This window comes from Streptomyces sp. NPDC037126 (genome assembly GCF_055605965.1).
In genome coordinates this window covers 209,202-232,041 of the sequence record NZ_JBVJTD010000015.1, presented here as the reverse complement: position 1 = coordinate 232,041, position 22,840 = coordinate 209,202, and the positions used below count along the sequence as shown (strand labels likewise).

The following is a 22,840-nucleotide window of genomic DNA, read 5'->3' as shown; positions in this document are numbered from 1 at the left end:
CGGGGGCGGCGTCGGCTTCATGCCTCTCAGGCAGGCACCCAGTGCGACAGTCAGAGCGGCAGCGCCATAGACCCATGCCTGCAAAGGGAACCCGGGCAACAGTCGCCCGGCGAGGTAGAGGACCGTGCCGGCGAGTGTTACGGCGAGCCACTCCCAGCGGCCGTCCAGAGCTGCGAGGGCGATGACGAGCAGGGAGTACCAGGGGTAGTTGGGTGAGAACAGCAGCAGGGCCGTGCCGGTCACAAGGAGGGCACCGCTCCAGGGGCGTGTCGGGTCACCGCGCCACCATACGAACAGGGCCGTCAGGGCGAGCAGGACGACAGCGGCGATTCCGGCGGCCGAGTCCGGCAGGATCAGCCGTAGCAAGGCGAAGCGGCGTACGTCGCCGGGTTCGTAGCCCTCTTCGTTCAGGTAGCCGGGGAGATAGCCGAGGACGCTGGTGCCGGAGGCCAGGACGTAGGGCAGGTAGGCGAGCGCGACCGCGCCGAGAGCACCTGCAGTCACGCTCCCGATGCGTCTTGCGCTGCGCTGTCCGGACAGGACGCCGGGCAGCGCCAGTACGGGCAGCAGTTTGACGGCGATGGCCGCGCCGAGCAGTGCGCCGCGACGCGCCCCGGTGCTGGCGGTGCCGAGTGCCAGCACGGTGAGCAGGACGCCGAGGGTGTCGATGTGGGCGTTGTTGACGGCCTCGAAGGGGACGGCCGGGCACCAGCCCCACAGTGCAGCCCGGGCAGGGGCCCGTTGCGGGTCACCGCGTCGTCGCAGGACGGCGAGCAGGGCGATGGTGGTGCCGAACGCCAGTACCGCGCCGCCCACTTGGAGCGGCTTGTGACGAGTACCCGGTGGCGAGAGGGCGTGGACGGCGAAGAACCAGCCCTCCGCGACGGGCGGGTAGATCGTCGGCACACTAGGCCGGTTGATGCGGACGCATGCGCCGCTGTCGGTGCGCCTCAGTCCCCAGCCGTCGCAGGCTCCGCTGGTGGGAAAGAGCCACTCGTCCCGCAGATGGGCGAGTTGGGGGGCGGCCGGCGGGTGGGCGTAGGGGGAGATACCGGCCGCCTGCACGCGGCCGTCCCAGGCGTAGCGGTACATGTCGTCGCTGGTGCGGGGCGGTGCCGCCAGGCCGGACAGGCCGACGGCGGCGGAGCCCGCGAGCACCAGGAAGGTCGCGGCGCGCGCGGGGAGTTTGCGCACGGTCCAGACCCCGGCGGCGAACAGTGCCCAGGCGATGGCGTATCCCACGAGCAGGCGGCCCGGGTCGCTCTGGTTGTCGCCGGCGTGGAGGGTGCCGATGACAACGGCGCTGAGTGCGACGAGCACCGCCACGACCAGGGTGGTACGCGTACGGCCGACGCGGCGGTTCACCGGCTCTGCGGGGTGGTCGGGCAACGGCTCGGCGGGCCGGGGAGCCGACCGACGCGTTGGGACGCTGTCGGTCATGGGTGGTGGGGCCTTTCGGTGATCGGGGGCTGCGCGTCGGGGTGATTCGCGCGCGGGCGGCGTAGTTCCGTGAACGGGCGCTCGTCGGCCGTCCATCTGCCGGTCAGGATCCAGCCGGCGGAGTCTGCGGCGTTCACGAGGGCGGTGGTGCCGAGCCTGGCCCAGGGGAAAGGCCGTCCGTGGTGGCCGTGGGCGTCCTCGACGCGCACGGTGAGGCGCTGGTCCACGTCCTGCGGGGCGGCTTCGACCAGCAGGAGCCCGCCGGGGGCGACGAGTTCGCGCATGCGGCGGAGCAGGGCGACAGGATCGCCGCCGATGCCGATGTTGCCGTCCAACAGCAGCACGGTGCCCCAGCGGCCTTCGCCCGGGAGGCGGTCGAAGGCCGAGCGCTGGATGGCGGCGCCACCACTGCGCCGGGTACGCTTCACGGCGTCCCGGCTGAGGTCCACGCCCAGCGCCGGTACGCCGCGGGCGGCCAGTGCGGCCACCATGCGTCCCGGTCCGCAACCCATGTCCAGGACGGAGCCCGTACATCGGCGCAGCACGCTCGTGTCCGCCGCGTCGGGAGGTGCACACCAGCGCTCCACGTCCAGCGGCAGCATGTGCTCCTCGCCGTAGTCGTCGGGGCGATCGGGCTGTGACAGGCGGCGCAGGAACAGCGAGCCTCGTCCGGTGCGCAGGGCGTGGGCATAGGGATCGTCGATCCACGGGGTGCCCGGTTCCACGGGCACGGCGGGGCGGACGGGGAGCGTCGACATGCGCTTCCTGGCCCTGACCACCGTCGGGTTCTCCGCCCGGGGCTCCGCCACGGCCGGTTCCGGCCGCTCGGCCACGGCGGAGTCGATGCCGACCGCCGTCCCGCTCATCGGACCACCTCTGCCATCGAGTTGAGGACGGCGGCGAAGCGGGAGCCGCGTGCGCAGGAGGCGGCGACCGCGGCAGCGTCGGCTGCGGTGTCCACGTCACGCAGTACCGGCAGGTCGGTCACGGCCAGTCCTGCCTCGACCAGGCGGATGCGCTGGATCGCGCCCGTACGGTCCGTGGACATGGGAACCCCACGGACCAGGGCACCGGCCCGGGCGGGATCGGCGAGGCCGAGCGCCCAGAACCCGCCGTCCGCGGCCGGACCGAACCAGGCGTCGTGGCCGTCGTGGCCGACTCCAGCGATCATGTCGGCGGTCAGTTGCGGGGTGTCCATGCCGACCAGCAGCGTCGGGCCGTCACAGTGGGCGAAGGCGGCGACGATCCGCTCGTCCAGGCCGCCGGGGCTCTGGGGTACGACGTCGTAGCCGGGCGGCAGCCAGGAGCCAGGGGTGCCGTCGAGAGCGAGCACGCGACGGCGTGCGGGGGCTTGCAGCAGGGTGTGGAGCGTGTCGGCGAGGGCGGCCTCGGCCAGGGTGGCTGCTTCCCGGGGTGTGTAGGGCGGCGTGAGCCGGGTCTTGACGCGGCCGGGCACGGGTTCCTTGGCGATCACCAGCAGGGTCACCGGGGGCAGGGCGTTCATCGTCCGCCTCCCCGCACGCCGGTGACGGCGGTCGTGGTGGCGGGCGTCTCGGCGAGCACGGCACGCATGTCGTGTACCGCCTGCCAGGTGCCTCGCCAGGTGCCGGTGACCTTGGAGCGGCCGGTGCGCGGGTGGTAGGGCACCTCCGTCTCGCGCACCCGCCAGCCGGCGTCGGCGCCGCGCACCACCATCTGCAGCGGGTAGCCGGAGCGCCGATCGGTCAGGTCGAGGGCCAGCAGGGCTTCGCGGCGGACGGCGCGCATCGGGCCGAGGTCGTGCAGGCGCACCCCGGTGCGCCTGCGGATGAGCCGGGCCAGCTCCAGGTTGGCCAGGCGCGCGTGCACGGGCCACGCCTTGGGGGACGTGGGGCGCCGCCGGCCCAGCACCAGATCGGCGGTGCCTCCCAGCACGGGTGCGGCGATGTCCGGCAGCAGGGCGGGGTCGAGGGAGGCGTCGCAGTCGCAGAAGCAGACGACGTCTGCGGTGGCCGCCATCAGGCCGGCGTGGCAGGCGGCGCCGAAGCCGCGTACCGGCTCTGTCACCACGTGGGCGCCGAGTGCACGGGCGATGTCCGCCGAGCCGTCGGTGGAGCCGTTGTCGACCACGATGGCGCGCCAGCCGGGCGGGATCCGGTCGAGCACCCACGGCAGGGCCTCGGCCTCGTCCAGACAGGGCAGCACCACATCGACCCGGGCGGGAGAAGAGGGGGAAGTCTCGATCACCCCACTCACCCTACGAATACAAAAGGGACGTAAGGGACTTGGCGTCCTTACGGATCTCTGACGTCGGCGGCAGTCCTTACGGATCTCTGACGTCCGCCACCACTCCCCCTGCCAGCCAAGGGGCGGTGTGAGACTCGATACCGTGAAACGCGTACTCGTCGTGGACGACGACCCGACCGTCTCCGAGGTCGTCGCCGGATACCTGACCCGGGCGGGCTTCGACGTCGATGTGGCCGCCGACGGTCCCTCCGCCGTGGCCAGAGCCACCGCACAGCCGCCGGAACTGGTGGTGCTGGACCTGATGCTGCCCGGCATGGACGGGCTGGAGGTCTGCCGCCGTATCCGCGAGACCGGCCCGCTGCCCGTGATCATGCTGACGGCGCGGGGTGACGAGGAGGACCGCATCCTCGGCCTGGAAGTCGGGGCCGACGACTATGTCACCAAACCTTTCAGCCCGAGGGAGCTGGTCCTGCGGGTGGAGTCCGTGCTGCGCCGTGCGGGAGCGCTGGAGGCGGTGCGGAGCGCACCGCCCGCACCGCGCCTGACCGGACTACGGGCCGGACCGCTCGCTGTGGACCCCACAGCTCGCCGGGCCACCCGCGATGGTCAGGAACTTGGCCTGACCATCAGGGAGTTCGATCTGCTGGAGTTCTTCCTGCGCAATCCCGGGCGGGCCACCAGCCGGGAGGAACTGATGCGTCGCGTGTGGGGCTGGGAGTTCGGCGACCTGTCCACCGTCACCGTCCACGTACGGCGGCTGCGCGAGAAGATCGAGGACGACCCGGCCCGCCCCCGGCTGATCAACACCGTGTGGGGCGTCGGCTACCGCTTCGACGTACCTGAGGCGAACGGAGCGGACGATGCTGCGTGACACCTTCCTGATCGCCCTGTACGCGGCGATCGGCGCGGGCGCCGCCGGACTGCTCGGTGTGGCAGCGCTGAGGCTGCTGCGCAACCGCTCGGTCGCGCTGTCGCTGACCGTGGTCGCCGCCGTCGCCGTGGCGGCGATGCTCGCCGGGACGATGCTCGTGTCGTGGGCGATGCTGCTGTCGGATCACGACCTGTGGGTCGTCACCATGGTGTGCTCCATAGCGGCGATCGTCTCCCTCGCGGTGGCGCTCGTCCTGGGCCGCAGCGTCGTCAAGGGCAGCCAGGCGCTCGCCGAGGCCACCCGCGCCCTCGGTGACGAGGGCCGCTTCACCCCGCCCAGCACCGCTCCCACGGCTGAACTGGCCCAACTTGTCCGGGAGTTGGACGCTACCAGTGCGAAGCTGGCCGCCTCCAGGGAGCGAGAGCGGGCCTTGGAGGAGTCCCGACGGGAGCTTGTCGCCTGGATCTCCCACGACCTGCGCACCCCGCTCGCCGGGCTGCAGGCCATGACCGAGGCGCTGGAGGACGGCGTGGTCGACGATCCGAGCGTCTACCACGCCCGGATCCGCACGGAGGTCGAGCGACTCAGCGAAATGGTCAGCGACCTGTTCGAACTCTCCCGCATCCAGGCCGGCGTACTCGCCCTGAACACGGCCCGCATGTCGGTCTACGACCTCGTCGGCGACGCGATCGCGGGCGCAGACGCCCTCGCCAAGGAACACGGCGTACGGCTCGTCGGCGACGGAGTCGAGCCGATGCCGATCGAGGTCGACGGCCGCGAGATGTCCCGCGTCCTGGCCAACCTCCTCGTCAACGCCATCCACCGCACTCCCACCGACGGAACGGTCGCCGTCTCCGCCCGGCAGGAGGACGGCAGCGTCGTCGTCTCGGTGACCGACGGCTGCGGCGGCATCCCGTCCGAGGACCTGCCCCGCGTCTTCGACACCGGCTGGCGCGGCACCGACGCCCGCACCCCGCCCGCCGGCGCGGGCCTGGGACTGGCCATCGTGCGGGGCATCGTCGAGGCCCACAGCGGCCGGGCCGCCGTCCACAACGTGCCCGGCGGCTGCCGCTTCGAGGTCCGCCTGCCGACAGCCGCCTGAGTGCATTTCCCGGTCCGGAGAAGGGCCGTCCCTGTGGAGTACAGGGACGGCCCCCCCCGGGTTGTCACCGGGGAAGGCTCAGCCGGCCCGCAGCGCAGCCTTCGCGAACTCCGCCATTCCCTCTGCGAAGTCCACCACCGGTTTCCAGCCCAGCTCGTCGCAGAGCCTGCGCGAGGAGGCGGTGATGTGGCGGACGTCGCCGAGCCTGTACTCCCGGGTGACGACGGGTGCGTCGCCGCCGTGTGCCGCGGCCAGCGCGGCGGCCATCTCCCCCACCGTGTGCGGCTCGCCGCTGCCGACGTTGTACGCCCGCAAGCCACCCTCTGACAAAGCGGGCAGCCCGTCCATGGCCGTGAGGTTGGCCCCCGCGACGTCCCGCACGTGCACGAAGTCCCGGCGCTGACCGCCGTCCTCGAACACACGCGGTGCCTCACCGCGCGCGAGCGCGGACCGGAACAAAGAGGCGACTCCCGCGTACGGGGTGTCCCGCGGCATACCCGGCCCGTACACGTTGTGGTACCGGAGCGCCGCCACTCGTCCACCGGTGGCCCGCGCCCACGCCGCGGCCAGGTGCTCCTGCGCGAGCTTGGTGGCCGCGTAGACGTTGCGCGGATCGGTCGGCGCCTCCTCCCCCACCAGCCCGGCGGACAGCGGCTCGCCACAGTGTGGGCACGGTGGTTCGAAACGGCCCGCGTCCAGATCGGCGATCCGTCGCGGCCCCGGCCGAACTATGCCGTGCTGGGCACACTCGTAGCGGCCCTCGCCGTACACCACCATGGAACTCGCCAGCACGAGCCGGCGCACCCCGGCCGCAACCATGCCTGCCAGCAGCACGGCCGTGCCGAGGTCGTTGCAGCCGACGTAGTCGGGCGCGTCCGCGAAGTCCTTGCCGAGCCCGACCATCGCCGCCTGATGGCAGACGGCGTCAACGCCCCGCAGAGCGTCCACCACCGCTCCCTTGTCGCGAACATCCGCGTGCCGCCAGTCGACACCATCGGGGACGGGCGGCGGCGTGCGGTGGGCGGCGGGCAGGAGCGCGTCGAGCACGCGTACCTCGTGCCCGGCACTGGTGAAAGCGCTGACGATGTGCGAGCCGATGAAGCCCGCGCCTCCGGTGACCAGGATCAACATGCTCCGACGCTATGCCTGGCTGCGCGTCTGCGGATGCCGGGACGGGGATCCGTCAGGGGTTCGTAAGCCTTGCGGGCCGGCGGGACGCCGCCACGCTCAGCAGACCGAAGCCCACGGCGAAAGCGAGCATGGTGAACACGCCGCGGGGCCAGAAGATGTGACTGTCGAGGAACGACCAGCATGCCCCCAGCACCACCACGGCCCCGGGCAGCACCCGGACGCCGTGGCGCCGCAGCAGTACCGAGCCGGCGGCGATCGCGGCGACCGTCAGCGCGTACACCCCTGCCCGTCCCAACTCGTCACCGGTCGAGAACAGCCACCCCACCGCCCCATGCACCCCATGTACCGCCACCGTCCCGGCAGAGATACCGGCCACCGCGTCCAGCCCCGAGTAGTAGGCCGCGTAACCGAGACACCCGGCCCAGGCCACCACGGTGAGTGCGCCGTCGACGTCACGCCCCGGTCTGCCCCACAGCGGCACCAGCAGGCCGAGCGCCAGCAGCGGAAAGGCGGGCAGCAGGGCGACGTGCAGCCCCGCCCAGTGAGCGGCCGTCGACGCGGTGAGATGCCGCGGGTGGACCAGGCCCGCCACAGCCAGGAACAGGGGCGGAGCCGTTACGAGGGCCACCGTACGAAGAGTGCGCATGGCGCCACCGTAGGAATGCCCTACGCCAGGCGGGGCCCGTGCCGGCCGTGCGTAAGACACTCGTAAGACGCCGTCGTCACGAAGGTGGACGCCGTCGGCTGCGTCGGACCTCCTTCGCCACCACCAGCAGAGCCGTGAACGTGGCCACGGCCACCAGGGTCAGCAGCCAGTTGCGCGGGTAGTCGAGCGGCAGCACCGTCGAGTTGGCCCGCGGCCCCGGTCGCAGCAGCACCGGCAGCGCCACCGCGGTAAGGGCACCCCCTACGAGCAGCGCCCCGCGGATCGGCCCCCGTACCCCGCCACGGACCAGCACCAGCCCGACGAGCAGCACCAGCGGCGCGACCAGCGCGTCGTGCAACACCACCGCCCCGCCGAGCCACTCCAGCACACCCATCAGGTCCTGCTGCCTGTCCAACAGCAAGGACGCGCCGACACCCATCAGCGCCAGCCCGGCTGCCCCGGCCAGCAGTCGCAGCACCTTGACTCTCATGACAACACCTCCAGTCGGCCGACCCACTTGGTCTGCAGGACGCCCGGACGGTTCGGAGCGATCAGGCGCACCGGGTATCCGTGGTCGGGCGACAGCTCCTCACCGTTCAGCCGCAGTGCGAGCAGGGTCAGCGGGTCCCGGGCGTGCTCGTGACCCATCTCGGAGACCCGGTAACCGCCCCGGGTCTGCAACGACACCACCTGTACCCGCGCATGAACCGGGGCTCCCACCCGCTCCAGCAGGTCCACGACGCGCACGCCTGTCCAGTGCGCCGACTTGCTCCAGCCCTCCACGCAGGCGATCGGCAGCTCGACCTCGTGCTGGGGCAGTGCGCGCAGCTCGTCCAACGTCAGCACGTAGGGCCGCGGTCCGGCGACGGTCAGGCGGTAGCGCTCGGCGTGGATCAGGCCGACCCCGGCCGCGGCGGCAGTCCGGTTGACCGGCAGGCCCTCGGGACCATGGTCAGGGTGGCGGGGTGCGAGCAGGGTCAGGTCCTTCAGCGGGGTGAAGGACTGCCCCACCGTGGTCACGGTGACGGCGCCGACCGCCGCTGCAACCGCGGCGAGCAGGGAGCGCCGATCCGGGGCGTCCTCGGCGGGCAGGGACAGCGTGCCCGCCGAGCGACGGCTCCAGTGTGCCGCGATCTCAGGTGCCTTGACCGCGATGTGCAGCACCAGCGCTCCTGTCAGCAGCCAGGCCACGGCGTAGTGCACCTCCACGAAGGAGAAGGGCCACGGGTACCACTGGGCGGTGTTCAGCAGGCCGGTCGCCAGCTCGAAGAGGGCGGCCGCGACCAAGACGGCCACCGACACCCGTTCCAAGGCATGCCGCACCGAGCGAACCGGAGGCCACTCGAACAGACGGGGATACACCGTCCACAACTTGGCGAGCAGCAACGGGATCGCCGCGATACCGGACGCGACGTGGAGCCCCTGCGTGAACCGGTAGCCCCACACCGGACGGCTGGGCAGCTCGCCCGCGAGCCATCCCGGCGGGTGCTGCATGAAGTGACTGATCAAACCGGTGCAGAAGCACACCGCGAACGCCAGGCCGAGCCACCGCCCGATCGAGGTCGCCGTGCGGGCATCGTGCAGTCGGCCCTTGAACACGGGCGGAAAGAAGCGCGATCTCATGCCTTCCATCCCACCCGGAGGAAGGCCGCCATGGAACGTCCGGCCGCCTTACGGAACAGGGACGTCTCCCGGCCACAGGGCACGCCCAACATCCGCGGCACTCCACGCGTCGCCGTCCTGACCACACGTGTGACAGGCACTTGGCGGAAGCTGGGAACCTGTCCGGCGTCCGCGCTTCGCAATACAGCCGTCACGCCGTCCAGCACCTCGAAGCCTCCACATGGGCCTTCCAGGAACACCTCCTGCGAGGCGGTCGGGCCGGTGCACAGCCTTGCCTGCGCAGGACAGCCACAGCGTGGGGACGCACACGCGTCGCTGCCCGGCCAGCGCCGGCCACGTGGCCGCGAAGTCGACCTCCGACTCCTCACCCGCAGCTTTCGACCGAGGGAGCGTGCCCTCCGGGAACCGCCGGGCCGCCGTGGCCTCCGCCCCGACGTCCGTCGTCGTGCCACAGCACTGCTCTCCTCGCCTGCCCCGGGCGCCGGACTGCAGGGAGTGCAGTCCAGGTGATCGCGCCCACAGACGCGAGGTGCGTGGAGGGCGGCCACGTCTTACGTCGCGCCCTGTGCTCGCGCCATCCTGCGGCGGTGCACGCCGGGCACGGCCGCTGCAGGTGATCGGTCATCTTCTGGTGCCAGCGACGGCCCTCCCAGCGCAGTTCGACGAGAAAGCTGAGCCACAGCGAGCACGATCCCCGCCGGGGACGGGGCAACCGACGAAATGCGCTCGCGGAGTGACGGTATGCGCGGAGCGTGTTCAGCGGGCCAGACCGTGACGGTCGGCCGGGTTGGACGGTGGTGATCCGTCGGCACGGGATACGAGGTGTGGCCGGTGCGGATGGCGTGAGGGGGTGCGTTCGATGATCAGGAAGGCGACGTCGTCAGTGAGCTGCTCGCTGGTGTGCGCGAGCAGGTCGCGGTGGATCTCGTGCAGCAGGGCATCCGGGCTTGATGCGCGAAAGGAAGCGACCCGTTCGGCGAGCGGATAGAAGGTTCCGGTCGGTGAGCGGGCTTCGACTGCCCCATCGGTGTAGAGCAGCAGCATGTCACCTGGATCCAGGGTGAAACGGTCGGCGCGGTCGCTCCCTACGCAGAGGGCACGCAGGCCCAGCGGGGGCGCGGGACGGCGGGAGTTCAGGACCTTGATCTGGTCACCACGGATCAGCAGGGGCGGCGGGTGACCGCAGTTGAGCATCTCAGCCTGTGGGCCCTGATCGGGGATGTCGATCATGACAGCGGTGATGAAGTGCTCGCCGGCGTCGTGCGCGGTGTCGGCGACCTCCTCCTGGTTCCGGCAGGCGCTCTCTTCGACGGCGGTGACGAGCTCGGGCAGAGAGCCGTACCGGTGAGCGCACTCACGGAACGCGCTCATCGCTGCCGACGCCTCGTCGACGGAGGCCAGCCCATGGCCTCGGACGTCGCCGATGAGTACCCGGGTGCAGGAGTGATCGGCGCGGGCGACCGCCAACAGGTCGCCCCCGATCTGGGCCTCGTCCTCGGCAGCCAGATACAGCCAGGCCACCCGCAACGGCCCGATCCGTCGGGGTGGCGGCCGCAGCAGAACCCTCTGCGCCGTCTCGGCCACCGACCGCAACCGGCTCAGCTCTCGGGCATGCCGCTCTCGTACATAACAGATGAAGACCACCAGAGCCGACAGCACGGCCAGGGCGATCAGCTGCGCCACATGGTTGGTAGTGGTCAGCCCACCGTGGAAAATCGCGATGATCAACAGGGCGGCCTCTGCCAGAGCCCCGACCAGAGCGGTCAGCCGCGGACCGGCGAAGGAGGCGGTCAACGTCGGCGCGATGACCAGCAACGGGCCCAGATGAACACTGGTACCGATACCGATGTCCGCCACAGCGATAGCAGGACCGTGTCGTCACCCACGGGGAAGGAGTCGATGTGCACCACCCGGTCGTCGACGACGATCCGCGTCGGGAGCCCTGCCCAGGCCGCGGTGTCCAGCCCGACGCGGGTGACGGGGCCGAGGTGCCTGGTGAGGGCGCTCAGCAGCTCGGGCAGCTCGGCACCGATGTCGCGCGACCGCGGCCACCACGCACCATCCAGGACACCTTCCCGCGACTCCGTAGTCTCCAGCCGCAGGAGCGCGCACCCAGGCCGTACAGCCTCGTGAACACCGCTCGGCAGATGCCGGGAATCAGAGGGTGAATCGGAGCCGGTCATGAGGACCACCCGTCTTCGGGAGCCGGTGCGAACACGCGACTCGCCTCGCCCTCCCACGCTACTCCCCGGGCCCCCGGGATCTCCTGGGAACTCGACCCCGGTGCCTGCTTCGACGGCAGGCGGCACAGTCGCGGCATACGCTTCAGAAAAGGGCGCAGGCGGAAGGGCGGCGGGCAGCCGGATGCCGAATGTTCCGAGCGGTGGCCGCATATGTCCTCAGAGCCATCGCCCGCAGGAGGTACGCATGGATGACGAACGTTGCCCTCCGCGGGCAACGCCTGGGTCCGCCTCGTCGCGGCGACTCCGGAGGCCGCTCGTGGCGACGTCGAGGTGGGCGTCGCGCCTCACAGCCCGCATAGTCCTGGCCGGCATCCAGCGAATCAGCCAGGCCGCAAAACGCAGACGAGGTGTGAGTGACAGGACTTCGGCGGCTTACGAAGCCTCCGCCCACCATCAGCGCCTGCACCATCGGCCACGAGCCCGAGAGCGACAGCCATGACGACACTCCGTGAACGCAAGACCTACCGCAAAGCGATTCTCCGATCCCTGTATGGGGCCGTCGAACGCAATCGTCCTGATGTCAGCGGAGAGACACTCCGTGACGAGGTCCGTCTTCCCGACGCGGACCTCTCCGCAGCCTGCGCCTACCTGGCCGACGCGGGCCTGATCACCGTCGAGTGGACATCGCACAAGACGCCCGCCACCGCGTCGCTGACCCATGAGGGCATCCGCTTGATGGAGGAGGAAGAAGACGAGTCGGCTCCACCCGCTCAGGGTGACTGACCCCTCCAACACCGCCGCCGACCACATCGAAGCCACCAAGCTGCTGACCCTGGCCCAGCTGCCGAAACAGCTCCGGCAGCGGACACGGGGAGACGTCCTTGCTGCGGGTACGCGCGGTGGCGCAGCGCCGAGGTCAGGCCATAGAGAGAAACAAACCGAGGTGGATACCGCCTGTTTACCGGCTGGGCGGCCAGTCCGAGGCTTTGTCGGCCGGGACGGGTCAAGGCAGTGGCGATTCGGCAGGCACTGATCGGTCGGGCCGGTCACCCGTGACCGCGGATTCGTCCGCGTACAGATGCAACTGATCGCTCTCCAGCCGCACGAACGGATTGGTCCATGTCTCCGAGGCATCCGGGACCAATACGCGTGTCGTCCCCCGCCAGGCGTCGTGGATCACGAGCGAGAGAATTCTGTAGCCGAGCAGGCCGAGGGCGATCTGCTGATCGGGATGGTCTTCCGGGCCCGCTGCCTGCAGCACGTAAAACCGATCGCCCACCCAGTACCCGGACTGATCCAGCCAGGCGTCCACCATCAGCCGAACGCCGTCCACCCACACGCCGACCTCGCCCGAGCGGTTCCGGTCGCTCATGTGCACGGCCCGGTGGCGGTCGTCGGCGGAGAATTCCACATGCAGTTCCAAATCGCTCCAGCAGTCCACGAAGGAACCGCAGGCACCTGGCACCGGACCCACACGATACGGAGCGACACTGGCGGCGGAGAGACCGATGGGATCCTGGCCGCAGGTCTCCGGCTCCCGGCACGACCGGTCGATACGGCGACTGCAGCCCAGGCCCATCGCGGCGCAGTCCCGAGGCGAGGCCCGGGACAGCAGGTCGACAAGGCGCTCCCGGTACGGCATGTCGCCGATACGACTGCGTATGTCGCCGCCATCCCACCACGCGACCAGGTCGGCCCCGACCCGCGAACACCGCAACCACTCGCGCCAGCGCTCATCCCGGACATCCCGCGGATGTGAGACAGCTTGCGAAGAGAACACATCCTCATGCGGTCCATCCCCGTCCCGTCGACGGCCTGCCTTCCTGCCAGGTCTCCAACGCACACTCGGCCTCCTTACGTCTTCCGGCACCATCCGACAACGGCAGGCCCAAGGGCTGGGGTGTGGGGTAGAGCCCCACGGGCCTTGACTCCGAATACTGGACACGGGTTATGCGGCTGGTGTCAGCGTAGTTGATGTTGTTTCGGACGCTGTCTCGTAAGTGATGGGGCTGCGTTGTCCGAGGCGGGAGTGACGGCGTCGGGTGTTGTAACGGTTAACAGGCCATTTCATTTGGGGAGTCTGCGGTAACAGATGAGGGCAGCTGCCAGCGCGGTGAAAGCCAGAAAGTGGTCGAACTTGCGGTGCGACTCCCAAGGGCGGCGCAGTTCCAATCGCGTCGAGGCGGCGCTGCGCGACGACCCGCCGCCCTGCGCCGCGCGGGCTCGCACCGGTTTCCCCGGCCTGGAGGCCGACTCCGCACAAGCCGTTACGTCGGTCGCCTCTCGAGCAGCTCGTTGAGGACCGACATCTTGTCGGGCCGTGCCTCCAGCAGGATGAGGCCGAGCACGGCAACCGGGTCGAGCGCGGGATCGCTGCGGGTGACGTATGTATGGACAGTGCGGTCGGGCCGGGACGTCTCCCTGACATCAAGGATGGTTCGTTCTTCGGATGTTACGGAGAAGTGCAGCTTTCTGCGGAATCGAGCACGGCGGATGCGGTACTCCGCTTCCCACAGCAGCACGGTGTTCCCATTACGCTCTCCCACCGGCTGTCCATGTGCCGACAGCAGGGGCTGCCCCTCATTGAAGTCGACGAGCAGACGCGGGTCGTCGCCGACGCGGTCCGTGCTGCCCAGCACATGCTGACGACCAGGGCCGGCCTGCGCCGCGAACGCTCCGACGGGTTCGCCGTCCAGTTGGAAGAACGAACTGCACGTCCACATCATCGACTGGCCCGGTTGAAGCCCACCGCTCGTCGTCACCGGCGCCTCACCCAGTTCCTGAAAAGCACATCGTCGTTTCGCACATGGTCGCTGAGCCCCCATCGGCTGCTGGGACATGACATTCACCAACGGAGACGTGAACATTCCCGACGCGGTTCTTGATGTTGCTGCTGTGCCTCCCGCCGTGGCTGACGCGTGCGCGCACGGCGTCGCGCGTCACGCCGTGGAAGGTGCGGGTGGAGGTTAAGTGAGGAGCATCCGCAGGACACTGAATGAACGGGGAGGACCGCTCTTCGGGCGGGTGTTTTTCGGGCGCCTTCCCTGGCCGCCGCGTCGGCCCTGTGGGCGGCTACTGGGTAGTGGGGTCGCTGGTATGAACGTCCTGGTAGAGGCTCTCTGAGCGTGTTACTGGGGAGGCGGGCGTCACGTTCCCCGACGGCACCCGGCTGCACGCGTGCTGCCCCGGTCGCGGTCGGCTGCACCTGTCTGTCGCTGCGGGTCGTACGGCCGCGCGCGTTCACGCTGGAGGAACTGATCGCGGCGGGCACGGTGCCCCCGATCGGGGACCGCGTGCTCCGGGCGCTGATGGAGGCGCGGCTGTCCTTCCTCGTCAGCGGTGGAACCGTCAACCTCCGGATCATCGACGCCGAGATCACGATGACCTGCAGCGACGGCACCGTCTTCACTGGCTCCTACCGGCCGGTCACCACCTTGACCGACGCCCGCCGACACTCAGCCAGGGCGCTGATCAACCTCTACCACGAGCGCTGGGAACACGAGAGCACATACTTCGCGCTCCGCCACACGATCCTGGCAGGCCCGATTCTTGAAAACGGGCAGGGCTGCTCGTCGCCCCACTCGGTCCGGAGTTCAACGGAGTGGGGAGGTGTAACGAGGTCTAGAAGGCCGCTGAAGATCTTGCTCTGGGCGCCTGGCTCGCCCTGGATTGCCGTTAAATGTCAATCGGCATGAACCAGTGCAAGCCGGGCGCTATTTCAAGATCTTCAGGACGCTCCTAGGGCGAGGTGCGGATCAGTGGCTGCGGGGGGGGCATACATGATCACGGCCATGCCGACGAGGCAGACCAGGGCGCCGATGACGTCCCACCGGTCGGGGCGGTAACGGTCGGCGACCATGCCCAGGCGATCGACCCGGCCACGAAGATCCCGCCGTAGGCGGCGAGGATGCGGCCGAAGTTGTCGTCGGACTGGAGGGTGGCCACCACCCCGTACAGGCCCAGCGCGATGACGCCGGTGCCGATCCAGATCCAGCCCTTGTGCTCGTCGCGGATGCCCTGCCAGACCAGCCAGGCGCCGCCGATCTCGAAGAGAGCGGCCACGACGAACAGGGCAACGGAACGAGCGACAGTCATAGCGTCGGACCCTAGCGGCGGCCCGCGCCCGTGATCTTCAGCGGGTCCCCGGACCCTTGGCAGCCGCACTCGTCTTCGCCAGGGGCCTTCGGCGCGCAGGAGCAGGCGCGGCGGGGCTGGCCGAGCCACCAGGTTCCGGCGGCGAGCACCGCCAGGATGACGGCGATGGCAGGCAGCCAGCTCACCACTACTCCGGCACCGGTGCCGACGACGGCCGCCGTGATGAGGACGGGCAGGGCGCAGCACGCCACACACGCCAGGTCAGCCAGGCCCCCGAGGGCCTTCGGGGTGCGGTGAGGGCGGGGGTCAACAGCAGGGGCCGGCATGGCGTTTCTCCTCGGCGAGGTCGGTGAAGGGGATGGGGCAGCACGCACTTCCGGCGCAGACGGTCAGGTCGTCGCACCCGGCTTCGACGGCCGCGGCCAGTGCGGTGCGGATGGTGGTCAGGTCGGTGATCTTCGCGTCGACCTCGGCGAGCTTGGCCGCGGCCCGCTCCTGGAGCCCTGCAAGGGGACGGCCGTGCCGGTGGCGGCCGGCCTCAAGCAGCTCGGCAACCTCCTCCAGCGTGAACCCGAGCCGCTGGGCGGCCTTGATCACCCTCAGCGCGGTCACCGCGTCCTCGCCGTACAGGCGGTGGCCGCCGTTGCTGCGTTCCGGCTCGGCCAGCAGGCGGCCGCGCCGCTCGTAGTAGCGCAACGTCTGGACATTCACCCCGGCCGCCTCGGCGACCTGCCCGCTGCGCAGGCCCGCGCTCACCCCTGCACCCTGACGGTGCGTGCGGCGATGGCGTCCAGGACCGTCTCGTGCGCCGCCTCCACCGCGATGTCCAGGCCGATCAGGTCCTCGCCGGGGGTGGTGGTGAAGGTGAAGAACGAGCAGCAGCCGCTCTCCCGCGCCACCAGGTCCCGCACCCGCTCCTCGACGCCAGGCCCGCCGGCCAGGTCGAGGCGTAGCCGGAGCGGTTCGGGCCTCGACGACGAGGTCAGGCGTTCGGAGAACAGCGTCTACTACGAAGACGCACGCGCCCACTGGCCCGCCAAGCCCACTGTCACTCTGCAGTACTCGAAGGACGGCAAGAGCGGCTGGAAGAACGCCACCACCATCCCCATCAAGATCCGCTACAACAAGCCCCTGTTCGAGGAGACGTTCGCCCACACCTTCACCGCACCGGACACCGACGCCTACTGGCGGGCCCGCTTCGACGGCAACCCCGACCTGGGCACCAGCACCACCAAGCCCGCCCACCTCTACCGCTACGCCACCCGCATCACCGGCTTCCATGCCTCTTCCGACCCGGTCCGCAAGGGACAGGCGTTCAGCTTCGGCGGCACCCTCCAGTACAAGAAGGGCAACACCTGGAAACCGCTCACCGACGACGCCTGGCCCACCCTCTACTTCAAACCCCGCGGCTCCAGCACCTACCACTATGTCTGCGAGCTGGACACCGACAAGAAGGGCCACCTCATCGGCATGGTGGCCGCCAAGCAGGACGGCACCTGGGCTCTCGCGGTCAACCGCCAGACCGGAGACCACTACCTCAGAAGCACCCGGGTCACCGACTACGTCGACGTCCGCTAGCCGTCGCCCGTGGCGACGACACCTGGACCCACCTCGTCGCCATCTTCCGGGCACCCGCCCCGGGAGGCTCCACCACCGGCAACAAGGCCCCTAGCAGAACGGCACCCTCATTCGGACCGCCACCAACCTCAGCCCCCAGTACGACTCCTCCATGCCCCTGACCATCGGCGGCTGCATCAACAGCGCCTCCGCCACCACCCCCTACCTGACCTCCCCGGCTCCGTCGCCGACGTCCACGTCTACCCCCGCACACTTCGGCGACCGAAGTCAGCGCACTGCACTGACCCACCGCCGAAACAGGGCCCGCGCCGACTCCGACACGAGCGGCGCGGGCCCGCCCACGTCCGCGGCGGCGGCCAGCCACACCCAGCCGGCGAACGGACCGACACCGGCGAACGCTCCCCCAAGACCAGCCTGCGGAGACCGCCCAGGAGATCACACCCGCCAGCGCAACCTCCGAGCAAAGGCGCATTGCCGAAATCGAAGCGGCACACTACAGGCGCGTCCACCGGAAAGCCGCCGCAGAAGAGGCCCGCATCCAGTACGTCGGCTCAGCGCACGCCATATCCACCATCGCGCCGGCCGCGCCGCCGAGCCAGACCAAAACACAACCAGCCGACGGGGGCCTCGTCGCACTGCCAGCTGTCACCGGCGAGTCACAAACCCCGTGGACACCCTCTCAGCACAGGATCCCGAAACTGGAGATACATGTCCGCACGGGACTGGATGGACGCCCCTGGACGGCTTCTACGACATGTGCCATGTGGTACCCAGTGAGGGACCCAGGATCAGGACCGGAGCGTCTTCTGGCCCGTCAAAGCGGTATTGCAGGGTGTTCGGTGGTGTCTCACTCACGCCCCAGACCCTCTCACGTCTCACGGACGCCCCTATAACGCGGGGGCGAGGGAAACCGCTCTGACCAGGTGGAAGACCTCTCGGGCGGCATATCGCTTGAGGCATCGAATGATTTCACGTCGGGTCTTGCCTTCCTGGGTGCGGCGTTCGTAGTACGCCTGGGTGCGCGGGTCGTAGCGCAGGCGGGTGAAGACGATGCGGTGCAGGGCGGCGTTGGCCTGGCGGTCGCCGCCGTAGTTGAGTCGGCGCGTGCTCCGCCGGCCCGACGAATACTCGACTGGGCTGACTCCGCAAAGGGCAGCAAAGGATGCCTCGGTGTTCAGCCGCTCGGGGTTGTCTCCCATGGTGATCAGCAAGGTGACTGCGCTGTCCGGACCGATGCCCACCGGTACGAGCAGCTGTGGGGCGTGGTGTTCGACGAGCTGGGTCAGGCGTTGGTTCAGCTCATCGATCTGCCCGGTGAGCTGTTCGATACGCTCCGCGAGCATTCTCAGAGTCATATGGGTGGCCTGGGCCACCGCGTTCTCGCCCTCCTCGCCGTCGCCTGGCCCGAGGCGTGCGCAGGTGCGGAACAGCTCGCGGTTGCCCAGGCTGGACAGTCGTTCCCGCAGTGCGGGATCGGCGATGACCATGACGGCTTTGAGCTGGTTGATCGCCTGGGTACGGGCCTTGACCGCAGAGTCCTTGGCGAGCTTGTACATCCGGGCGCTGTGCACCGGACCGTCGCCGGACTTGGCCCGGGCCCGGGCACGACCGCTGAGCACGGCTCGCGCGGCGGCCTGTGCATCGAGCGGGTCCGACTTCCCCAGCAGCCGGCGGGCCGAGCGGTCGGGCCGGTTCACCTCAGACACCTCGATCTGCTGAGCCAGCAGGTAGCGGGACAGGCCCACGCCGAAGGTGCCGGTGCCCTCCACACCGGCCCGGCGCACCGTCCCCCGCTTGCGGGCCCACACGAGTAGCCGACGGTAGCCAACGGCCGTCGCCGGAAAGGACTCGGTGCCAAGGACCTTCCCCAGCGGGGAGACCACGGCGGCGACGTGAACCTCGCCGTGCGTGTCCACGCCCAGGACGACCTCACTCCGATTGGGCGGATCCGTGCTGGAGGTCGTCATGGTGGTTCGCCTCCCGCGTGGTGACATGCTGAGTGGATGGCACCGGCCCGCTCGGGCGGTCTGAACCGTGATGGCGCCTGAAACTCGGCAAGGCCCCTATAGGGACACGCCCCGTGGCTCGGTGACAGCAGAAACCATCCCGCAACGACAGTCGACAAGTCCGTGACTGGACAGTTCGGTCAAAGATCTCAAGAGTCAGACCCCCGTTCGGGACGGCACTGCACAACCGTCCCATCGATCTCAGCGCAATGGCATGACCCGACCGCAGCCGGATGGTTTCGTCCGAACCTGCGCCCAACCTGGCCGGAGCAGGCTGACGCCGAGATGCGTCTCCGCCCACTCGTGACCGGCAATGAGGACAGCCTGTGACCCGTCTTACCGGCACTAGAAGTCGGCCCCTGGCCGCCTACGACCCCTTAATTCTCGGTACTGCACTGAACTGCCGTGAGTATCCGAATATGACGCCACACGTTCGCGTGGCTGCGCTGCGCCGCGCGTACCCATGAAGGAGGAGAATGCCAGTCGACGGCCACCTCGCGCTCGCCCCAGGCCACCTGCATGATGCGGCGATCACCGGCGAAACGCTCAACGAGATCGCGGCGCATGTAGAGCAGGTGGCCGCGCCAGGGCTTGTCTGCGCGGAAAACTGCGGAGGCGCGTCGGCCGTCCAAGCACACGAGATCCACGGTGCCGGGTAGTTGGCGCAGGCCGAACCGGGCGGCGAACTCGAACGACGGTACGTCGTAGCCCCCGCCGAGTCCGGTCTCCGATGTGCTGTCGGGGGCGAACTCCACGGCGACCTGATCGAGCCTGATGCCATCGTCCTGCCAATCGTGGCGCAGTGCACGGTGTGGGAAGGCGCCTGGGGCCCAGGCACCGGGCCTTTCCGACCTGCTGAACGTGAATGGCCTCGTCGCGCATGCCGGACGCGTCGGACTCATCGCGGGCGCGCTGCTGCTCGTGATCGGCAGGTCGGCGCACTGCGCGGGTGTCTGCGCGCGGTGTGGCAGAAGGAGGAGGACCGGGAAACCCGACCCAGCTCAAGCTCAAGGATGCCGGTGTGCTGGTCGGTCTCGGCGTGGTCGGGCTGGTCGCGATGGGCAGATCCGTGTTCGCGATCAGTGCGGTCTGCTGGACCGCCGACAAGGTCAGGATCGCGGGTGGGGCGGGACGGGGCACTGCTGTTCTTCGCGGGCCTGGCCATCGCCCTGCTCGTCGACTTCCCGCTGCTGGTCTACCTGCTCCCTCACATTCGGCTCGCCCCGGATTTCTCCGATGCCTTTCCGCAGCCGCCCGGTTGCCAGATTCCGGCCTGTTCGGACCCACCGCGGCGAAGGGCCGGGGACTATGCTGGTGAGCGGATGCCCAGGCCCCCGGTGGACGCACGGCCTGCTGACCGCGATGCCACGGGAGCGGATTCTCGTCCGGACCCGTCGCATCTTCGAGGAGATCCCTGTCGGGCACCGAGCCTCGGAGCGCGGAACTCCGACCTGGTGACCCACTCATGTGTTCGTATGCCCCGACCTCGGTCGCACCTCGCCAGGTACGAAGCCCGGCGCCTCGCGTCCGTTGCCCGGTAGCGGTCCCGAGAACACTTGAACGGCTGGAACAGAGGTGTCATGCCTTATTCCGCGGCTGTCCATCCGCCGGAGGGCTCGCGACCGCTCGCGCCGCTCTCGTCCCCTCCAGCGGGCGGGGGCGCCATGATCACCTCTTCAGCCCGCGGTCAGCCGTGGAGCGGAGGCGGTTGCGAGCAGCCCGCCGTAGAAGCGATGTGCCCGAGCCGGTCCAGCCCGCTGGCAGGCCGTCTGTTCCCGCGGGGATCTCGCGGGTCCGTCGCGGGGTCCCGCGCAGCGGCGTTCGACAAAGATGCTCTCGAGCCGAGCCCGGAAGTCCGTCCAGGACGTCTCGCCGTCGCCGTACAGCAGCCCGGATTCGCCGTGGTGATCGCGGAGACCGCGGCCCTGGAGGGCTGCGGGTTCGGATCTTCCCCAGGGCGGCGGCACCGGCGGCTCCCCCACGCGGTCCCAGCCCCCCGTGTCGTAGGCGATGACGGCTTCGGGTGGCCGGGATTCGACGGAGTGCGCCCGCCCGCCGTCGGCCGGATCACCGGCGCCGGCTTCGCCGGGCTCCTGGTTCACCGGCACGAGCGGCACCGGGATGTGGCCCGACGGTTGCAGGACCCGCTCCTCTCCGAGCGCCAGGCATCACTCGGTGTCGCCTTGGCGGACCGGGCCGACGAGCCGAGCGTGGCCTCTCTCCGCTCCTGGCGCAGGAAGGACGTCGGAAACGTCCGCGGGCCGGCCGACGGTGCCGTGTTCTTGGCGCCAGTTCCCCCTTTGATCCGGTGGTCACCGTGATCCCCGGCAGCCGGTCGGCGCGGATCCGGGTTCTCGTGGCCGAGCAGGCGGCCCTGCGCGGCGCCCGGGTCGGCCTCCTCGACGTGTGTACGGCGGCGGTGGCGGCGCTGCCGGTCGGCGGGGCCGGGGTGTCCGCGATGTCCCGCGGGCGGGCGAGTCATCCGCTGTACAGCACCGACTCCGTCAGTCAGCAGCTGGAAGAACTCCAGCTCACACTGGGCGAGGGGCCGTGCGTGGATGCCTTTGTCCTCGGCTCCTCGGTCCTGTGCACCGACTTGTTGGCCGGTGAACTGCAACGGCATTGGACGGTGTTCGCCGACGCGGCCCTGGAAGCCGGAGCCAGGGCGGTCTTCGCCTTCCCCCTGCAGATCGGTGCCATCAGCCCCGGCGTACTCGACCTGTACTCCAGCAGCTCGGTCGAGCTGGACGCGGACGAGGTGGCCGACGCGATGGCCTTCGCCGACACTGCCACGTTGCTTCTGCTCGACGCCGGGATCGGTGAGGCGGGTGTCCCGTCCGAAACCGGCGCGTCCGGCACCGACGTGGCCGGCACGGACCGGCCGGACCCCGCGCCCTTCGATGACCTGGGCGGTTACCGGGCCGAGATCGACCAGGCCACCGGCGTCCTCATGGTCCAGCTCGGCGTCGGCGTCGAGGAAGCGTTCATCCGGCTGCGCGCCCACGCGTACGCCCGGGGGATACGGATCTCGGTGGTCGCCGCCGACGTGGTCGCCCACCGGCTCCGCTTCCCCCTGGAGACCACACCGTCCGACGTGAGACCGCCGGATGCGCGTCCCTCCGATACGCAACCGCCGGATGCGCGACCGCCCGACGAGGAGCACTGATGCTCACGCCCCGCAAACAGAGGTGTGCACGATGAAGGAACAGCTGATGGCCCGGACGTTCGTGGAGCTGGCGGACAGTCTCGTCGCCGACTTCGACCTCATGGACTTCCTGCGCCTGCTCACCGACCGCTGCGTCGATCTGCTCGACGCGGGTGCGGCGGGCGTCCTGCTCGCCGACCGTGACGGCGTGCTGCGTGTCATGGCCGCCTCCGACGAACGCGTGCGCCTCCTCGAACTCTTCCAGCTCCAGAACCACGAAGGCCCCTGCCTGGACTGCTTCCACACCGGGATCACCGTCTCCGTTCCCGACCTGCGCGACGAAGCCGCGCGCTGGCCCCTGTTCACCGCCCAGGCCCAGCGCATCGGCTTCACCGCCGTCCAGGCGCTGCCCATGCGCCTGCGCGACGAGGTCGTCGGCGCCCTCAACCTCTTCCACACCACCCCGGCGCCCATCAGCCCCGCCGCCACCCCCTTCGCACAGGCCCTCGCCGACGTCGCCACCATCAGCCTGCTGCAACAACGCACCACCGAGCGCAGCACCCTCCTCAACGAACAGCTGCAGACCGCTCTCAACAGCCGCGTCCTGATCGAACAGGCCAAGGGAAAGCTCGCCGAACGCCGCCACACGGACATGGAGCGGGCCTTCACGACGCTGCGCGCCTACGCCCGCGCCCACAACCGCCGCCTGGCGGACGTCGCCCGCGCCTTCATCGACGAAACCGAGCACCTCCCCGGTCTCAGTCCCGGAAGTTCCTGATCAGCCTCCTGCGAGA

At 69.9% G+C, this 22,840-nt stretch carries 21 protein-coding genes and 4 pseudogenes; 7 read left to right on the top strand and 18 right to left on the bottom strand.

Going from position 1 to position 22,840, the window contains the following annotated elements:
- Positions 1-24: 24 nt before the first annotated feature.
- The 4 genes and pseudogenes from ACZ7FF_RS29695 to ACZ7FF_RS29680 all read right to left on the bottom strand — a co-directional run.
- Positions 25-1,440, bottom strand: a pseudogene (locus ACZ7FF_RS29695) (glycosyltransferase family 87 protein); the annotation flags it as partial.
- Entirely contained in the window at positions 1,437-2,306 is an 870-nt protein-coding gene (locus ACZ7FF_RS29690) for a class I SAM-dependent DNA methyltransferase (protein ID WP_470815838.1), read from the bottom strand. The pseudogene ACZ7FF_RS29695 and the gene ACZ7FF_RS29690, both read right to left, overlap by 4 nt.
- Complete coding sequence (locus ACZ7FF_RS29685) at positions 2,303-2,944, bottom strand: TIGR04282 family arsenosugar biosynthesis glycosyltransferase (RefSeq protein WP_470815836.1); 642 nt, start codon at positions 2,942-2,944, stop codon at positions 2,303-2,305. Before ACZ7FF_RS29685 ends, ACZ7FF_RS29690 begins: the two co-directional genes overlap by 4 nt.
- Positions 2,941-3,666, bottom strand: a complete 726-nt coding sequence (locus ACZ7FF_RS29680; RefSeq protein ID WP_470815834.1) for a glycosyltransferase family 2 protein — start codon at positions 3,664-3,666, stop codon at positions 2,941-2,943. The genes ACZ7FF_RS29685 and ACZ7FF_RS29680 overlap by 4 nt, the downstream gene beginning before the upstream one ends.
- 142 nt (positions 3,667-3,808) lie before the next feature.
- Here ACZ7FF_RS29680 and ACZ7FF_RS29675 point away from each other — a divergent pair, with 142 nt between their 5' ends.
- Positions 3,809-4,537 (top strand): response regulator transcription factor, encoded by a 729-nt coding sequence (locus ACZ7FF_RS29675; protein ID WP_470815832.1) that lies wholly within the window; start codon positions 3,809-3,811, stop codon positions 4,535-4,537.
- Complete coding sequence (locus ACZ7FF_RS29670; RefSeq protein ID WP_470815831.1) at positions 4,527-5,639, top strand: sensor histidine kinase; 1,113 nt, start codon at positions 4,527-4,529, stop codon at positions 5,637-5,639. The genes ACZ7FF_RS29675 and ACZ7FF_RS29670 overlap by 11 nt, the downstream gene beginning before the upstream one ends.
- Before the next feature lie 78 nt (positions 5,640-5,717).
- Here ACZ7FF_RS29670 and ACZ7FF_RS29665 read toward each other — a convergent pair whose 3' ends face one another.
- The 6 genes and pseudogenes from ACZ7FF_RS29665 to ACZ7FF_RS29640 all read right to left on the bottom strand — a co-directional run.
- Entirely contained in the window at positions 5,718-6,770 is a 1,053-nt protein-coding gene (locus ACZ7FF_RS29665; protein WP_470815830.1) for an NAD-dependent epimerase/dehydratase family protein, read from the bottom strand.
- Between the two features lie 52 nt (positions 6,771-6,822).
- The gene (locus ACZ7FF_RS29660) at positions 6,823-7,416 is read right to left on the bottom strand and encodes a hypothetical protein (protein WP_470815829.1); all 594 of its coding nucleotides are present in this window, start codon (positions 7,414-7,416) and stop codon (positions 6,823-6,825) included.
- 76 nt (positions 7,417-7,492) lie between these two features.
- Positions 7,493-7,906 carry a hypothetical protein gene (locus tag ACZ7FF_RS29655; protein ID WP_470815828.1) on the bottom strand — a complete coding sequence of 138 codons (414 nt, stop codon included), beginning with the start codon at positions 7,904-7,906 and terminating at the stop codon, positions 7,493-7,495.
- On the bottom strand, positions 7,903-9,039 hold the full coding sequence (locus ACZ7FF_RS29650) for a molybdopterin-dependent oxidoreductase (protein WP_470815826.1): 1,137 nt from the start codon (positions 9,037-9,039) through the stop codon (positions 7,903-7,905). Before ACZ7FF_RS29650 ends, ACZ7FF_RS29655 begins: the two co-directional genes overlap by 4 nt.
- A gap of 756 nt (positions 9,040-9,795) precedes the next feature.
- The gene (locus ACZ7FF_RS29645; RefSeq protein WP_470815825.1) at positions 9,796-10,896 is read right to left on the bottom strand and encodes a PP2C family protein-serine/threonine phosphatase; all 1,101 of its coding nucleotides are present in this window, start codon (positions 10,894-10,896) and stop codon (positions 9,796-9,798) included.
- Between the two features lie 2 nt (positions 10,897-10,898).
- Positions 10,899-11,222: pseudogene (locus ACZ7FF_RS29640) on the bottom strand (DUF5994 family protein); the annotation flags it as partial.
- Between the two features lie 495 nt (positions 11,223-11,717).
- Between ACZ7FF_RS29640 and ACZ7FF_RS29635 the strand changes: the two are divergent.
- A complete protein-coding gene (locus ACZ7FF_RS29635; RefSeq protein ID WP_404179819.1) occupies positions 11,718-12,005 on the top strand; it encodes a hypothetical protein in 288 nt (95 codons plus the stop codon).
- Positions 12,006-12,225: 220 nt separating this feature from the next.
- On the opposite strand, the gene ACZ7FF_RS29630 is transcribed toward ACZ7FF_RS29635, so the two are convergent.
- Positions 12,226-12,864, bottom strand: a complete 639-nt coding sequence (locus tag ACZ7FF_RS29630) for a hypothetical protein (protein WP_470815823.1) — start codon at positions 12,862-12,864, stop codon at positions 12,226-12,228.
- A 625-nt stretch (positions 12,865-13,489) separates the two neighbouring features.
- On the bottom strand, positions 13,490-14,062 hold the full coding sequence (locus ACZ7FF_RS29625; protein ID WP_470815821.1) for a hypothetical protein: 573 nt from the start codon (positions 14,060-14,062) through the stop codon (positions 13,490-13,492).
- Positions 14,063-14,334: 272 nt separating this feature from the next.
- Between ACZ7FF_RS29625 and ACZ7FF_RS29620 the strand changes: the two are divergent.
- Positions 14,335-14,569 (top strand): annotated as a pseudogene (locus ACZ7FF_RS29620) (ATPase, T2SS/T4P/T4SS family); the annotation flags it as partial.
- A 380-nt stretch (positions 14,570-14,949) separates the two neighbouring features.
- On the opposite strand, the pseudogene ACZ7FF_RS29615 reads toward ACZ7FF_RS29620, so the two are convergent.
- From ACZ7FF_RS29615 to ACZ7FF_RS29600, 4 genes and pseudogenes are all read right to left on the bottom strand, one after another.
- Positions 14,950-15,317, bottom strand: a pseudogene (locus ACZ7FF_RS29615) (YnfA family protein).
- 11 nt (positions 15,318-15,328) lie between these two features.
- A complete protein-coding gene (locus ACZ7FF_RS29610) occupies positions 15,329-15,568 on the bottom strand; it encodes a hypothetical protein (protein ID WP_470815819.1) in 240 nt (79 codons plus the stop codon).
- A 55-nt stretch (positions 15,569-15,623) separates the two neighbouring features.
- Complete coding sequence (locus ACZ7FF_RS29605; protein WP_470815818.1) at positions 15,624-16,073, bottom strand: MerR family transcriptional regulator; 450 nt, start codon at positions 16,071-16,073, stop codon at positions 15,624-15,626.
- Entirely contained in the window at positions 16,070-16,216 is a 147-nt protein-coding gene (locus ACZ7FF_RS29600; RefSeq protein ID WP_470815816.1) for a hypothetical protein, read from the bottom strand. The genes ACZ7FF_RS29605 and ACZ7FF_RS29600 overlap by 4 nt, the downstream gene beginning before the upstream one ends.
- On the opposite strand from ACZ7FF_RS29600, the gene ACZ7FF_RS29595 reads away from it, so the two are divergent.
- Positions 16,182-16,895 carry a hypothetical protein gene (locus tag ACZ7FF_RS29595; protein ID WP_470815815.1) on the top strand — a complete coding sequence of 238 codons (714 nt, stop codon included), beginning with the start codon at positions 16,182-16,184 and terminating at the stop codon, positions 16,893-16,895. The genes ACZ7FF_RS29600 and ACZ7FF_RS29595 overlap by 35 nt on opposite strands.
- Positions 16,896-17,782: 887 nt before the next feature.
- Here ACZ7FF_RS29595 and ACZ7FF_RS29590 read toward each other — a convergent pair.
- Positions 17,783-18,862, bottom strand: coding sequence for an IS110 family RNA-guided transposase (locus ACZ7FF_RS29590; protein WP_470815813.1), 1,080 nt, complete (start codon positions 18,860-18,862; stop codon positions 17,783-17,785).
- Between the two features lie 416 nt (positions 18,863-19,278).
- A complete protein-coding gene (locus tag ACZ7FF_RS29585; protein WP_360531557.1) occupies positions 19,279-19,656 on the bottom strand; it encodes a hypothetical protein in 378 nt (125 codons plus the stop codon).
- A gap of 1,562 nt (positions 19,657-21,218) precedes the next feature.
- Here ACZ7FF_RS29585 and ACZ7FF_RS29580 point away from each other — a divergent pair.
- Together ACZ7FF_RS29580 and ACZ7FF_RS29575 are read left to right on the top strand one after the other, a co-directional pair.
- Positions 21,219-22,067, top strand: a complete 849-nt coding sequence (locus ACZ7FF_RS29580; protein WP_366892790.1) for a GAF and ANTAR domain-containing protein — start codon at positions 21,219-21,221, stop codon at positions 22,065-22,067.
- Positions 22,068-22,098: 31 nt separating this feature from the next.
- Complete coding sequence (locus tag ACZ7FF_RS29575; RefSeq protein WP_360532967.1) at positions 22,099-22,824, top strand: GAF and ANTAR domain-containing protein; 726 nt, start codon at positions 22,099-22,101, stop codon at positions 22,822-22,824.
- Positions 22,825-22,840: the final 16 nt, after the last annotated feature.